The sequence below is a fragment of the Snodgrassella alvi genome, assembly GCF_040741455.2.
Classification (GTDB): Bacteria; Pseudomonadota; Gammaproteobacteria; order Burkholderiales; family Neisseriaceae; genus Snodgrassella; species Snodgrassella alvi_E.
In genome coordinates this window covers 153842-168747 of record NZ_CP160328.2, presented here as the reverse complement: position 1 = coordinate 168747, position 14906 = coordinate 153842, and the positions used below count along the sequence as shown (strand labels likewise).

Annotated in this window: 13 protein-coding genes; 7 read left to right on the top strand and 6 right to left on the bottom strand. The window is 44.9% G+C overall.

Going from position 1 to position 14906, the window contains the following annotated elements:
• The first annotated feature begins 79 nt into the window (after positions 1–79).
• The 3 genes from typA (at position 80) to mfd (ending at position 6350) form a co-directional block, all read left to right on the top strand.
• Entirely contained in the window at positions 80–1894 is a 1815-nt protein-coding gene (typA, locus tag ABU615_RS00760) for a translational GTPase TypA (protein ID WP_100152485.1), read from the top strand.
• A 366-nt stretch (positions 1895–2260) separates the two neighbouring features.
• On the top strand, positions 2261–2749 hold the full coding sequence (locus ABU615_RS00755) for a DUF456 domain-containing protein (RefSeq protein WP_367488561.1): 489 nt from the start codon (positions 2261–2263) through the stop codon (positions 2747–2749).
• A 190-nt stretch (positions 2750–2939) separates the two neighbouring features.
• Complete coding sequence (gene mfd, locus ABU615_RS00750) at positions 2940–6350, top strand: transcription-repair coupling factor (protein ID WP_370389004.1); 3411 nt, start codon at positions 2940–2942, stop codon at positions 6348–6350.
• A gap of 110 nt (positions 6351–6460) precedes the next feature.
• Here mfd and ABU615_RS00745 read toward each other — a convergent pair whose 3' ends face one another.
• The 6 genes from ABU615_RS00745 to glyQ form a co-directional block, all read right to left on the bottom strand.
• The gene (locus ABU615_RS00745; RefSeq protein WP_370389003.1) at positions 6461–7159 is read right to left on the bottom strand and encodes a M48 family metallopeptidase; all 699 of its coding nucleotides are present in this window, start codon (positions 7157–7159) and stop codon (positions 6461–6463) included.
• 248 nt (positions 7160–7407) lie between these two features.
• On the bottom strand, positions 7408–8169 hold the full coding sequence (locus ABU615_RS00740) for a 1-acyl-sn-glycerol-3-phosphate acyltransferase (protein WP_100140102.1): 762 nt from the start codon (positions 8167–8169) through the stop codon (positions 7408–7410).
• Between the two features lie 6 nt (positions 8170–8175).
• Positions 8176–8751, bottom strand: coding sequence for a D-glycero-beta-D-manno-heptose 1,7-bisphosphate 7-phosphatase (gmhB, locus tag ABU615_RS00735; protein ID WP_367488571.1), 576 nt, complete (start codon positions 8749–8751; stop codon positions 8176–8178).
• A gap of 8 nt (positions 8752–8759) precedes the next feature.
• The gene (locus ABU615_RS00730; protein ID WP_257377999.1) at positions 8760–9209 is read right to left on the bottom strand and encodes a cell surface protein; all 450 of its coding nucleotides are present in this window, start codon (positions 9207–9209) and stop codon (positions 8760–8762) included.
• Positions 9210–9250: 41 nt separating this feature from the next.
• Positions 9251–11314: a glycine--tRNA ligase subunit beta gene (gene glyS, locus ABU615_RS00725; RefSeq protein ID WP_370389002.1), complete on the bottom strand. Its 2064-nt coding sequence runs from the start codon at positions 11312–11314 to the stop codon at positions 9251–9253.
• 22 nt (positions 11315–11336) lie between these two features.
• Positions 11337–12254: a glycine--tRNA ligase subunit alpha gene (gene glyQ / locus ABU615_RS00720; protein ID WP_100152480.1), complete on the bottom strand. Its 918-nt coding sequence runs from the start codon at positions 12252–12254 to the stop codon at positions 11337–11339.
• A 179-nt stretch (positions 12255–12433) separates the two neighbouring features.
• Between glyQ and ABU615_RS00715 the strand changes: the two genes are divergently transcribed.
• The 4 genes from ABU615_RS00715 to ABU615_RS00700 all read left to right on the top strand — a co-directional run bounded on the left by ABU615_RS00715 (position 12434) and on the right by ABU615_RS00700 (position 14864).
• Positions 12434–13057: a hemolysin III family protein gene (locus tag ABU615_RS00715; protein WP_267390219.1), complete on the top strand. Its 624-nt coding sequence runs from the start codon at positions 12434–12436 to the stop codon at positions 13055–13057.
• 77 nt (positions 13058–13134) lie between these two features.
• The gene (locus ABU615_RS00710; protein ID WP_100140097.1) at positions 13135–14001 is read left to right on the top strand and encodes a MetQ/NlpA family ABC transporter substrate-binding protein; all 867 of its coding nucleotides are present in this window, start codon (positions 13135–13137) and stop codon (positions 13999–14001) included.
• A 78-nt stretch (positions 14002–14079) separates the two neighbouring features.
• Positions 14080–14394: a DUF2288 domain-containing protein gene (locus ABU615_RS00705; protein WP_267390217.1), complete on the top strand. Its 315-nt coding sequence runs from the start codon at positions 14080–14082 to the stop codon at positions 14392–14394.
• Between the two features lie 92 nt (positions 14395–14486).
• Positions 14487–14864 carry a type IV pilin protein gene (locus ABU615_RS00700; protein WP_180295878.1) on the top strand — a complete coding sequence of 126 codons (378 nt, stop codon included), beginning with the start codon at positions 14487–14489 and terminating at the stop codon, positions 14862–14864.
• The last annotated feature ends 42 nt before the right edge of the window (positions 14865–14906 follow it).

The following is a 14906-nucleotide window of genomic DNA, read 5'->3' as shown; positions in this document are numbered from 1 at the left end:
CCACGAAAAGCAGAGTAAATGTTATAATTCAAGGTTAATTTACCTCTGAATAGCAAATACAACTAGGTTACACACCCCCATGAGTAAAAAAATTCGCAATATTGCCATTATCGCACACGTCGACCACGGCAAAACCACACTGGTAGACCAGTTACTGCGCCAGTCTGGTACATTTCGTGCCAACCAGCAAGTAGACGAGCGGGTAATGGACAGCAACGATCTAGAAAAAGAGCGTGGCATTACCATTCTGGCTAAAAATACTGCCATCGAATATGAAGGCTATCACATTAATATCGTCGATACCCCTGGGCACGCTGATTTCGGCGGCGAAGTAGAACGCGTACTGGGCATGGTAGACTGCGTACTACTACTGGTCGACGCACAGGAAGGCCCGATGCCGCAAACCCGCTTTGTCACCAAAAAAGCACTGGCACTGGGATTAAAACCGATTGTGGTTATCAACAAAATTGATAAGCCTAGTGCACGTCCAAACTGGGTAATCGACCAGACATTCGAACTTTTTGACAAACTGGGTGCCACAGACGAACAGCTCGACTTTCCCATTGTTTATGCTTCCGGTTTGACCGGCTTTGCTAAACTGAATGAAGAGGACGAATCCAACGACATGCGTCCGCTGTTTGAGACTATTCTCAAATATACACCTGAACCGGCCGGCGATGCCGACCAACCTTTGCAATTGCAGATTTCCCAGCTGGATTATGACAATTACACCGGCCGTCTCGGTATTGGCCGTATTCTGAACGGACGCATAAAACCGGGTCAGGTAGTGGCTATTATGAATGAAGACCAGCAGATTGGTCAGGGAAGAATCAATCAGCTACTTGGCTTTAAAGGTCTAGAGCGCATTCCACTACAGGAAGCAGAAGCTGGTGATATCGTCACCATTTCCGGACTAGAAGATATTGGTATCGGCGTCACCATTGCAGATCGCGAACAGCCACAAGGCTTACCAATGCTCAGCGTGGACGAACCTACTCTTACCATGGACTTTATGGTAAATACCAGCCCTCTGGCCGGTACAGAAGGCAAATTCGTTACCAGCCGTCAGATTCGCGAACGTTTGCAGAAAGAACTGTTGACTAACGTTGCTCTGCGGGTGGAAGACACCGCCGACGCCGATGTTTTCCGCGTTTCCGGCCGTGGCGAACTGCATCTAACCATTCTGATTGAAAACATGCGCCGCGAAGGTTATGAGCTAGCCGTGGGCAAACCACGCGTAGTATTCCGCGAAATCGACGGCGTAAAATGCGAACCCTACGAAAATCTGACTGTCGATGTAGAAGACAACACCCAGGGCGCTGTCATGGAAGAGTTGGGCCGCCGCCGTGGTGAACTTACCAATATGGAAAGTGATGGTAAAGGACGCACTCGCCTAGAATACCGTATTCCAGCTCGCGGCTTGATTGGTTTTCAGGGCGAATTCATGACCATGACTCGTGGTCAGGGACTGATGAGCCATGTATTTGATAACTACGCACCGGTGAAGGCAGAAATTCCCGGCCGTCGTAATGGCGTACTGGTTTCACAAGAACAAGGTGACGCTGTTGCCTATGCACTGTGGAATCTTGAAGACCGCGGCCGCATGTTTATCAATCCGGGCGAGAAAATTTACGAAGGTATGATTATTGGCATCCATAGCCGTGACAACGATCTAGTAGTCAACCCTCTGAAAGGCAAAAAACTGACCAATGTCCGTGCCTCCGGTACCGATGAAGCTGTGCGCCTTACTCCGCCCGTTTTAATGTCTTTGGAAGCAGCTGTAGAATTCATTGATGATGATGAACTTGTAGAAATCACTCCTCAGACCATTCGCCTGCGTAAACGTTATCTAAGCGAGCAGGAACGGCGCAAACACTTTAAAAAACTGGATTGATTCCAACCTTTCCAGCACAACAGGCAGCCACCAACTGGCTGCCTGTTTCAGCATTTACATAATAAAAATACGTTCGCATACCATTATTTGGTATTCACCATCGTCTCTGATTGCTGATCACAGCCTCAACAGCAAAATAAGTTTAAGAAGAGAATCAAGCAGTTTTCAAATATGCATACTTTACCAACGGTCACAGTATCCGGAAAAGACACCAATATACAAATACCATTTCCAACTGCTACAATTATTGGTTAGTCCTAACCGATTACATAACTTTTACCTTCACTACATAATTTACTCTTGAGTGTGACAGCAGCATCCCCAATCTAAAATTATTATTCCTTTTTTCGCGAGGACTTATCTGCCATGACCTCAGTTTTGGTGATATTGGCTATTGTTTTATTATTTATCGGGCTGTTAGGTACATTTATGCCCGCCCTACCCGGATTGCCACTTATGTTTGGCGGCGCATGGCTATTGGCTTTAAGCAGCGATTATCAGATTATGGGTACAGGCACACTGATTACGTTGGCAATTCTCACCGCCTTAGGCTGTGGTATGGATTACATGGCTGGCGTACTTGGAGCCAAGCATAGTGGTGCCAGCAGAAAAGCCATCTGGGGTGCTTTTATCGGTGCCATTATCGGTATGTTCTTTGCCCTTCCCGGTATGATATTAGGCCCGTTAATCGGAGCAGCAACCGGTGAATTCATTGCCAGACGTAATTTGGTGGCCGCTGGGAAAGTAGGATTCGCTACCCTAATTGGCCTAGTTCTCGGCGTAGTTGCCAAAATCGGCTGCGCATTTGCCATTCTGATCACCATCGCCGTGATGTATCTGTATCATTTATATTAACTGAATATTTAACTAACCACCAAGAGCAAAGGCTACTGTATTTGTAATAGAATACATAGCCTTTACTTTTTAAAAATTTATCCATTCTCACGTATGCGGCAATGATTGCCGGTCGGCGCAGGCTTGTCTTATCATAGCTTGCCCATAACTAGTGAAAATCTAATTAATTATTTCCTATAAAACAGAAACTATGTCCGCTGTTGCCCCTTTTGCGTTACCCAAAAGCAGTCAGACCGTACGCTGGCCGGATTTAAATGCTGGTAGTCTGCCATTTCTTCTCAGCAAGCATTTGCCTGAAAAAAAACTAAAAATTGTTCTCACAGCGGATGCCGAGCAGGCTATTCGTATTCAGACAGCATGGCAGTTTTTTGACCCTGCTGCGCGTATTGTATTTTTTCCTGACTGGGAAACCTTGCCATATGAACATTTTTCTCCCCATCAGGAGCTGGTATCCGAACGCCTTAGCACATTATGGCAATTAAAAAACGGACTGGTTGATGTTTTACTGTTGCCGCTAGCCACAGCAATGCAAAAAATCGCCCCGCCTTCATTTTTGCTGGGCCATACCTTCTGGCTCAAAACCGGCCAGCAATTGGACACTGATGCACTCAAACACAGCCTGATAGAAGCAGGCTACAACCATGTTACCCATGTCGTAGCCACCGGTGAATTTGCCACCCGTGGTGGGATACTGGATATATTCCCGATGGGTAGTGACACCCCATTCCGTCTCGATTTATTTGATAATGAAATCGACACCATTAAAACATTCGACGCCGATACTCAGCGCACCCTGAACAGTGTTGAAGAAATCCGCCTGCTGCCTGCACATGAATTCCCCACCGACAGCGATGCCCAAAAAATTTTTCGTAGCCGATTTCGTGAAGAAATCAGCAGTGATCCCCGTAAAGCAACAGTCTATGCAGCTGTATCCGAAGGCCACTTTGGTGCCGGAGTGGAATATTATCTGCCTCTGTTCTTTGAAGAAGAATGTGTCAGCATTTTTGACTACATCAATCAGGATGCTATTCTGGTCAGTCTAGGAGATATACACAACGAAGCAGCACGTATCTGGCAGGATGTTAAACAGCGCTATACCATGGCACAAGGCGACCCAGCCTATCCACCGCTGGCTCCGCATTATTTATATATGAGTGAAGACCAGATTGGGGCATGCATCAAAGCATATTCGCGTGTGGTACCGGAGCTAAGCAACCATAATAGCTACACCTTGCCTGATGTTGCCGTCGATAGGCAGTCTGACGATCCTCTGCACTCTCTGAAAGTTTTTTTGCAGCAGTGGTCTGGTAAAGTATTAATCTGTGCTGAAAGCCTTGGCCGACGTGAAACCATGCTTAATTTCATGCGTGAGTATCAATTGCAGCCACATATCGTCAGTGGCTGGGCAGATTTTCTTCAAGCCAAGGCTGAGTTGTGTTTGACCATTGCCCCATTAAGCTATGGCTGCCTGTTGGCCGAACAAAGGTTGGCCATCATCACCGAAGCCGACTTATATCAATACGTCGTACGTGGTCGCCGCACCCGCCGCAAACACAGTGCCGTTTCCGACGGTATGCTGCGTGATCTGGCAGAAATCAAAATTGGCGACCCTGTTGTACACGAACAGCATGGCATTGGTCGCTATCAAGGTCTGGTAACACTTGATCTGGGTGAAGGTGCCAGTGAAATGATGCTGCTGGAGTATGCCGAAGGTTCACAGCTATACGTACCAGTCAGCCAGCTGCAATTGATTTCCCGCTATGCGGGTAGCGCACATGAAAATGTTAGCCTGCACAAGCTCGGACATGGTGCATGGGATAAGGCACGGCATAAAGCTGCTGAAAAAGCCAGAGATACCGCTGCCGAACTCTTAAACCTCTATGCACGGCGTGAAGCACAGCAAGGGCATCGCTTCAATCTAAACGAAATAGATTATCAGGCCTTCGCCAATGGCTTCGGCTATGAAGAAACTGAAGATCAGGCGGCCGCTATTGCCGCCACTCTTAAGGATTTATGCGCAGAAAAACCAATGGATCGGCTTATTTGCGGCGATGTAGGATTTGGTAAAACGGAAGTTGCCTTACGGGCAGCTTTTGTAGCCGCTATGGCTGGCAAACAAGTCGTGGTACTGGCTCCAACTACTCTGCTGGTTGAGCAGCATGCCCAGAATTTTGCCGACCGCTTTGCAGATTTTCCCATTAAAGTTGCTCAACTTTCACGTTTTAATACCAGCAAACAGACACAAGCCACGCTTGCTGGACTAGCAGATGGCACTGTTGACATTGTTATCGGCACACATAAACTGGTTCAGCCGGATGTCCATTTTAAAAATCTTGGTCTGGTCATCATCGATGAAGAACATCGATTTGGCGTTCGTCAGAAAGAACAACTAAAAAGCCTTCGCGCCAATGTTGACGTACTGACTCTTACCGCCACACCGATTCCACGCACCTTGAGCATGGCTTTAGAGGGTCTACGTGATTTTTCCCTGATAACCACCGCACCCAGCCGCCGTTTAGCCGTTAAAACCTTTGTCCGTCCCCTCAGCGATGGACTGATACGTGAGGCAGTAATGCGCGAACTGAAACGTGGTGGCCAAGTTTTTTTTCTGCACAATGAAGTAGACACCATCGCTAATGCTTATGAAAAACTAAGTAGTTTATTGCCAGAAGCACGCATTGGCATTGCACACGGACAGCTACGAGAGCGCGAGCTGGAACAAGTAATGCGTGACTTTCTACAACAGCGCTATAACGTGCTGCTATGTTCAACCATTATCGAAACCGGCATAGACATCCCTAATGCCAATACTATTATCATTGAGCGTGCAGATAAATTCGGCCTGGCACAGCTACATCAGCTGCGCGGCCGTGTAGGTCGTTCGCACCATCAGGCCTATGCTTATTTACTTGTGCCCGAAGCCATGACCAAAGATGCTCAGAAAAGACTGGAAGCAATTGAAATGGCCGATGATTTAGGCGCCGGTTTCACTCTAGCGATGCAAGACCTGGAAATTCGCGGTGCTGGTGAAATTCTCGGAGAAGGTCAGTCTGGTGAAATGATTCAAGTAGGATTCACCCTCTACACTGAAATGTTAAAACAAGCAGTACGCAATTTGAAAAAAGGCCGCGAACCGGATTTAAATGCGCCACTAGGCATTACCAGCGACATTAAACTACACAGTCCAGCTTTGTTGCCAGAAAGCTACTGTCCAGACATCCATGCACGCCTCGTTTTGTACAAACGGCTGGCCAGCAGTGAAACCGAAGCTGAAATAGACCAGATTCACGAAGAATTAATTGACCGTTTTGGCTTGCTTGAACCGGCAGTATCCACACTGATCGCCAGTCACCATCTGCGCCTCGAAGCAGCAAATCTGGGTATAGATACCATAGATGCCAGCAGCGAAAGCATAACGTTCACATTTGGCAAGCATCACTGTATTAATCCGGCAACCATAGTTGCCATGATGCAAAATGATAAAAATTACCGCCTTGTCGGTGCAGACAAACTCAGAGTGAATATCGGCATAGAAGACGTGCAACAACGAGTGCAAATAATCAAGAATATTATGAAACAACTCGCAGTAGATGCCAGCTGAAACCGAATGTATTTATATCTGACACCAGCTTTTTAACACACTCATTGAGATTTACTTGTATATCATTCAGCGCAATTACAGCTTACTACAATTGCGCTGTTTGCCGATTTTTAGCGCACATTATCCAGTGCAAACAACTCAGATCCATGCCGTTTCAACCATAAAGGCGCATCATGCGTCTTTGATGTATATTTGGCCACCATTGCCCAAAAGTCCCTACCATGATTTGCATAGCGCAGATGACATAATTCATGAATACAAACATAATCAACCACAAACGCCGGAGCACCAATCAAACGCCAATTTAGACGGATACCGGTACGCCTGCGGCATACACCCCAAAAAGTACGTGCTTGAGTTAACGCCATGGAGGCGGGTTGTTGCTGCATCACGAGTGCCCAATACTGTAAACGCGATATTAGCTCAGTCTGAGCACACTGCCTTAGCCACGTTCGCAGTATATCAAGCGCGGATGCTTCAGATGTCTCTGGTAACAAAAAGCCCTGTTGCTGATACCATTGAACAGCCGAGAGCCCCTTAGCAAAGGTATAAGAGAAGCGTTGCCCACGATACCAGATAGTGTTCGGTAACTCTGTTTTAATAGTTTTCGACTGCTGCCACAACCGCTTAAGTGCCGCTTCATTGGCACCAAACCATTGCTGCAATTGTTTCAGGGAGACAAAAGGCGGTATATTGACAATCAACATAGAAGCCGAAGCGACGCGTACAATGATATTTTTCCGCGCCGTCCGCCGCAAGTGAAATTTGATAGCACAGCCATCTTGAGTAGTGTGAATAATCACCGACATATTTATGCTCAAGCAGAATTCTGATCGGCAAACGCGAATAAACGTAACAGATTTAACAATGTATGCACAACCTAGCCATTGCTTAATCAAAGCATTTATGAAAAATCAATTATTTCTTCTTTAAACAGCCATGTAGATAACAGATTTTGATTACAGACAACTAAGCAATAATAAGTTAGACAATTAAAAACAATAAATCGTAATTAATGAATTGATTTTCAATCTATTATTTGGCCTCACTGAATTGATTAGTGAGGTAAGACAGGCGTGGGTACTTGAGGATTTTTCGGTGCAAAAGGTCCCACACCCTGAATTTCTATCTGTTTGTCTTCTATCCACTGCTCACAATGCTTAATTAGCTCTTCAGGATTATGTGCCTGTTCATAGTGTATTGGCGCACCAATCACTACGGTCACTTTACCTGGATACTTCAAAAAAGAGTCCTTAGGCCAGAATTCACCACTGTTTAAGGCTACTGGTATCAAATTAAGATGTAGCTCCTGTGCCATGCGCGCAGCGCCTTTTTTATAATGACCGCGATAGCCCGGTTTAATACGGGTACCTTCAGGAAAGATGCAAATCCACATGCCTTTCTGATGGCATATTTTGCCCTGACTGATTATCTGCGCATTTGCTGCTTTGGGATTATTACGGTCTATCCCGATAGTACCACGCCATTTCAACGCCCAGCCAAATACCGGAATCCGAAAAAGCTCACGTTTTGCCACAAAAGCCAGATCTGGGAAAAAATACAACATAGCCAGCGTTTCCCAGCCCGATTGATGTTTACAACATACAATACCCGGCTCCTGCGGAATATTTTCCCGGCCAATTACTTCATATTTAAGGCCAATAATATGTTCCAGCATCCAAAACAGAGTTTTACCCCATGCAGTTGTCGTCCATGTCACGCCTTTAGGGACAAGCATGGAAACAATCACCACCATCAGCCAGACTAGCGAGAATACACACAAACAAAACCAGTAAATTAAATTACGTAACAACAGCATGTTAAATTATTCCTCGGCTGATTTTTCAGCCTGTGTACGACAGTATTTAGCAAAATCAAGCAAATCGTCATACACCTGCGTATCTTCAGGCAAAGTTTCCATTTTTAGCGTTTCTTTGCCTTTCCCCGTTAACACCAGTATTGGATGGCCTCCGATGGCTGCTATTGCTTCCATATCACGAATACCATCACCGACCAGCCATGTATCCTCTGCTCTCATATGTAACCGGTCGAGTATATCCAGCAATAAACCCGGCTGAGGTTTGCGGCAATGGCATTTTGCATTGCTGGTGTGCGGACAAAACCACACACCGCTCAGCCGACCACCAGCTTTCTGAATATAATTGTGCATTTTCCCATGCACTTCATTCAGTTGTTCCATCGTGACTTGATTGCGCCCGATACCCGACATATTTTCTGCTACCACTACCGTGTATCCGCTTTGAGTTAGAAAGGCCACCGCATCCATGCTGCCTGGCAGAGGATGCCATTGATCTGGATCACTAATAGGCTGCGGCTGCATTGCATTGAGCACCCCATCTCGATCAAGAATAATTAGTTTGCCTTTTCCACTCAATATCATAAATATCCTTACTGTGCAGGTTTCAGACTTTGCCTCCACTGCATCAGGGCACTATCAAATACCCCGTCCAGTAAAGCCTGATTTTCATCGGAAATTTCGACATGATAAAAGCTTTCCAGCGCCGGCGTATTCAGTGTTTGGACATAATCTTCCATAAAACGACCATACCCCTCCTCTTCATCATCATAGTAATACAGAGAAAAGCGGCATCCTTCTTCGTTAAAATCACTGTCTTCCAGACAGCCAGCCATATTATTTAGTACAAATTCAGCACCACTTATCGCCTGTGCCTTTAAAGCGCCCATGTCTTCTTCTGCTGCTTCATCCCATTCTGGATTGTACAGACCACGCCGCACAATCCAAGACCAATAATATCCCATGTGTGTGGCCGCATTGGCCAGAGCCAATGCCGGCGGATAATCTTCTTCAGTATGAAACACCACATTATCTAATATCATAATTCAGCTTTCATCTATTAAGGGAACGGGTTAAGGCAGTACTACTCATTCAAAAGAGCAATATCAGCCACAGCATTCATCTGGTGAGACAAAAAGAGTAATAAAGCCAGACGATTATTTCTGATGGCCTCATTTTCATCCATTACCATTACATTAGTAAAGAATACATCCACCTTTTTTTTAATATCGGTGAGTTCGGACAATGCCTGAATAAAGTCTTGTTTTCTCATAGCTGCCTGAATGCGCACAGCGACTTCTTCAGTAGCATGGTACAGATTCAGTTCATCCTGTTCTTGCAATTTTGAAGAATCAACAGCTGGCAAAGCTGATACGTCCGTTTTTTTCAGCAGATTATGTACTCGTTTATTCGCAGCGATCAGCGCTGTTGCTTCCTCAAGCTGCTTAAACTGGGTAACAGCGGCTAAACGCGCATCTAATTCACCCAAATCATCCACTTGTCCTGCCAGTACAGCTGCAACCACATCCTGCTCATAATTATTCTGCAACAGAATGTCCAGTCGAGCCTGCATAAATCCGGCCACTTCAGCTACAGTATTTTCCGCTAGTTTACCGGCAGGGAAAGTAGCAAACGCGGCCTGTAGTAATGGCTGCAGCGCCAAATGATGCTGCATGAGCATGCGCAAAATACCCAGAGCACTACGACGCAAGGCATATGGGTCTTTATCACCAGTAGGAACAAGGCCGATACCCCAAATACCTATCAAGGTTTCAAGTTTGTCAGCCAGTGCCACTACCGTTCCCAACACATTATCCGGCAAGACATCATTAGCAAAGCGTGGCCAGTAATGTTGTTCTATCGCGACAGCAACATTTGGATTCTCACCATCATGCAATGCATAATATTTGCCCATTGTGCCTTGTAATTCAGGGAACTCTCCTACCATATCAGTCAGTAGATCAGCTTTAGCCAGTTCTGCAGCACGTGCAGCCAGATTAACATCTGCATTTAACAACGGAGCAATTGTTTTAGCTAGACGGATAATTCGCTGAACTCTTTCAGCCTGACTACCCAGCTTATTGTGATAAACCACATTTTGTAAACGAGGTAGACGGCTGGCCAACGTAAATTTCTGATCCTGACGGTAAAAGAATTCTGCATCGGCTAGACGAGCACGCAATACCCGTTCATTACCATGAATAATGTGAACTGGATTTTCAGTCTGTAAATTAGACACTAGCAAGAAGCGGTTAATCAGCTTACCGTCACCGCTAAGTAGTGGAAAATATTTTTGATTCTGCTGCATGGTCAGAATCAGGCACTCTTGTGGTACCTGTAAAAAACGCTCATCGAAACTTGCCTGTAGTACCACCGGCCATTCTACCAGCGCGGTTACCTCATCCAACAGACCATCTGCATAAGCCACATGCGCATGCAGCGATTCGGCCGCAGTGCTTAAATCTTGCTCAATACGAGCACGACGATCAGCAAAACAAACTACTACTTTACCTTGTTCCAGCATTTGCTGTGCATAATCTTCGGCATGCTGAATAATAATTCTGCCTTCGCTCAGGAAGCGATGACCTAAAGTCCAATTTTGGCTACTCAGACCCAATACACTACCAGCAACGATTTCACTGCCATGCAACATAATCAGTCCGTGCACCGGCCGTACAAAAGTAAACGTACTACTGCCCCAGTGCATAACCTTGGGAATAGGCAATTTTTTAATAGCCTGATTAAGAATTTCGCTTAAGAGAGCACTTAAGGGCTGGCCTGCCTGCGTATATTCATACGCATACACCATCTGTTTGCCATCATTTATCTGTGTAAGCTGACTAATTTCAACCTGATTGCTGCGTGCAAATCCCTGCAAGGCTTTAGTGGGTTCACCATCTTTCATACCGGCTGCCACACTAGGCCCTTTTTTGATAATGCGCTGGTCTGCCTGTACTGCTTTTACATTCTGAACCAGTACGCCCAAACGTCTTGGCGCAGCAAAGACCTGATAATCAGCCACACCATCTGTGAGCTGTGCTTTTTCCAGTCCGTCCACAACTCCGGCAGCAAGACTCTCGCCCAAATTATTCAGCGCCTTAGGTGGCAGTTCTTCTGTACGCAGTTCAATTAATAAAGGAGCATTCATGCAAATAATACTTTCATTCGAATCAGGCTGTGTGGCCGGTAGATTTTTTGTTCAGTAGAGGGAAACCAAGTTTTTCACGGCTTTCCACATATTTATGCGCCACCGCACGACTTAATGCACGCACACGGCCAATATAGGTGGCACGTTCGGTTACCGAAATTGCACCACGCGCATCAAGCAGATTAAATGTGTGTCCTGCTTTCAGCACCAGTTCATAAGCAGGTAGTGCTAGACTAATATCTTCAACAGCCAACAGACGTTTGGCTTCAGCTTCATAATCATTAAACTGTGTCAGAAGCCAATCAGCATTACTGTATTCAAAGTTGTAAGTAGACTGTTCAACCTCATTCTGATGGTAGACATCACCGTAGGTCACAATCTGTCCGTCTAGCGTTTTCGCCCAGACCAGATCGTAAACATTGTCTACACCCTGTAAATACATTGCCAGCCGTTCAACACCATAAGTAATTTCACCGAGCACTGGCGAGCAATCCATGCCTCCCACTTGCTGAAAATAAGTGAACTGAGTGACTTCCATGCCGTTAAGCCAAACTTCCCAGCCTAATCCCCAGGCACCAAGCGTTGGATTTTCCCAGTCATCTTCCACAAAACGGATATCATGCTGACGTGGGTCTATTCCCAGCTCCTGCAAAGAAGCCAAATACAATTCCTGAATATTATCTGGAGCCGGCTTTAACGCTACCTGAAACTGATAATAATGCTGCAGACGATTAGGATTTTCTCCATAGCGTCCGTCTTTAGGCCGGCGGGAGGGTTGAACATAGGCAGCAAACCACGGCTCAGGCCCCAGCGCGCGCAGACAGGTGGCCGGATGGCTGGTACCCGCACCTACTTCCATATCCAGCGGCTGCAATACCACGCAGCCATGACGAGCCCAGTAGTTCTGTAATGTAAAAATTATTTCTTGGAAAGTCAGCATGAAAGGAAATTTCTGATAGTCTGCAAAATTATCTATTTTACTGTGCTTACTAGCAGTTGAACAGCCATCATTCAGTACTAAAACACTACCTCATAGCAAATAATAAACGAAAAAACACTTGCACCCTAACGCAGGTAGTGAAACGATAGACTCTTAATTAATTGCCAAGTTATTTCAATATGTATTATGGCGAACGTTTTAATGCTTACTCTCACCTGACCGGCTTTATACTATCTATCATTGGAACGGTCTTTCTGCTAATAAAATCTGTACTGTATGGCGATGCTTATCGAATAGTCAGCTCGGCCATATATGGTGGTAGTCTGATATTTCTGTATGGTATCTCCACTTTGTATCATTCCATCCGCTCACATCACGCTAAAGCCGTACTACAAAAATTTGACCACTGCGCCATATATTTGCTGATTGCCGGTAGTTATACTCCTTTTACACTCACCACACTCAACGGCGGCTGGGGCTGGTCCCTATTTGGTATCTCATGGGGACTGGCAATATTTGGTATCATTCAAGAAGTGACTATCGGGCGTAAAAGTGAAACTCGTATTCTATCCTTGATACTATATTTATTGATGGGCTGGCTAATTATTGTTGCCATCTATCCACTGATACACCACATGTCCGCTCCCGGCCTCTTCTGGCTTATTAGCGGTGGATTGGCATACAGTATTGGCATATACTGGTTTATTAATGATGAAAAAATCCGCCACGGACATGGCATCTGGCATATTTTTGTGATGCTGGGCAGTCTAGCGCAATTTATTTGTGTCTATGCCTACATATGAGAACAAGAGTCAGATGCGTCTGATAAAAGACACTAAACAATCATTCTACATACTAACGATTAAAAGAAAGACATTGTGTGAAAATAATTCTGAACACCCTCTTTGTTTGCCTGAGCCTCCTGTTCCTTTCAGCCTGTGGTGGCGAAAAAACTCAGCACTCCGCTGCTTCATCAGTTCAAACAAAAAAAGAAATTATCATCGGCACCACTGTAGGCGATTTTGCTGACATGGTGCGCGATCAGGTCAAGCCTGAACTGGAAAAACAAGGCTACCACGTTCAGCTATTGGAGTTTACGGATTATGTCCGTCCCAATCTTGCTCTGGCAGATAAATCTATCGACATCAATGTATTTCAGCATAAACCTTATCTGGATGATTTTGCCCAGTCTCGTCATCTGGCCATCATGCCCGTGTTTCAAGTACCAACTGGTCCGCTTGGTATCTACAGCGGCAAACTACATGAGCTGAGTGCAGTCAAAAGCGGTTCTAGTGTCTCTGTTCCTAACGATCCTTCCAATCTTGCCCGCGCATTGGTGATGCTGGATAAGCTCGGCTGGATAAGTCTAAAAAACAATATTAACCCATTGAAGGCCTCACTGGCAGATATAGCCAGTAACAATAAACACATCAAGCTGGTGGCGCTGGAAGCAGCCCAATTACCTCGTTCTCGTCATGATGTGGATTTTGCGGTCATTAATGGCAATTTTGCCACGAGCTCGGGACTAAAGTTCACATCAGCATTATTCCTTGAACCTGGCTACACCTATGTCAACTGGGCAGCAATTCGTACGGCTGATAAAGATACCCAATGGGTAAAAGACATTACTGCTGCGTACAATTCAGCAGCGTTTAAACAATATGCGTTTAAACGCTTTGCCGGATATAAATATCCAGAATCATGGGGCATACAAAGCACTTCTCCTGCATCTACTGCGTTAAAATAATTTTTGAAGTAGTTTTAACAGGCATTTTGTTACCGGTATCTATAACAAAATGCCTTTTTTAGCAAACATAAGATAAACATGAAACCAGATGATTTAAGTATGAATACTGAAGTACCATTGGAACATAAAATTAATCTGGAGACTGCCCGTATCAGCTGGCACGAACTCCAACCCTATTTTGCCCGCGGCAACTGTATTTATATTGCACCTGAGCTGGATTTAGTTACCATTGCACATAAGATAGCAACGGACGACAGTGCTGCCATTGCACTTTTGATTCAGGAAGGTAAAATTAGCAAAGTCAGCGACATAATGGCACAGCAATTTTTTGATAATAATCAGTCGATGTGGGCTGTTGTGGTAAAACCTTATGTGCTGGTGCAGCCAGATTAAGCCCATATCGAGAGCAGATAAATCATAAGCAATTAATCAGCATTCATAATAAGGAAGAGAATACAATGCATCGTCACCATTACGGTTTCACCATGATTGATATGATGATAACCATCGTTATTATTGCCATTCTAACTGCCATCAGCTATCCCACTTATCATAATTTTGTTCTTAAAGCCAGAGCAGAAAATGCACGCGCTGATATCTTATCCAATATAAACATGCTGGAAAGGTATTATTCCCAAAACAAAACATTTGTCGGCTACAACAAACTTGAGCAGAATCGAAGTAAAACTTTTTTTACTTTAACAGGTATATACAATCCTAGCAGCTATACACTAATTGCTACCCCAAAGGCAGCTAATAGCGGGGAAACAAAAAGTGTCGTCTATAGTAGTTTAAAGGGCATGCTGCTTTGTACTAACCAAAAAGATGATAATGGAAATTATACAGATTGCGATATTTTCTAGTTTTCAATAGTTAAATATTGATCTGAACCACTATATTTTTTC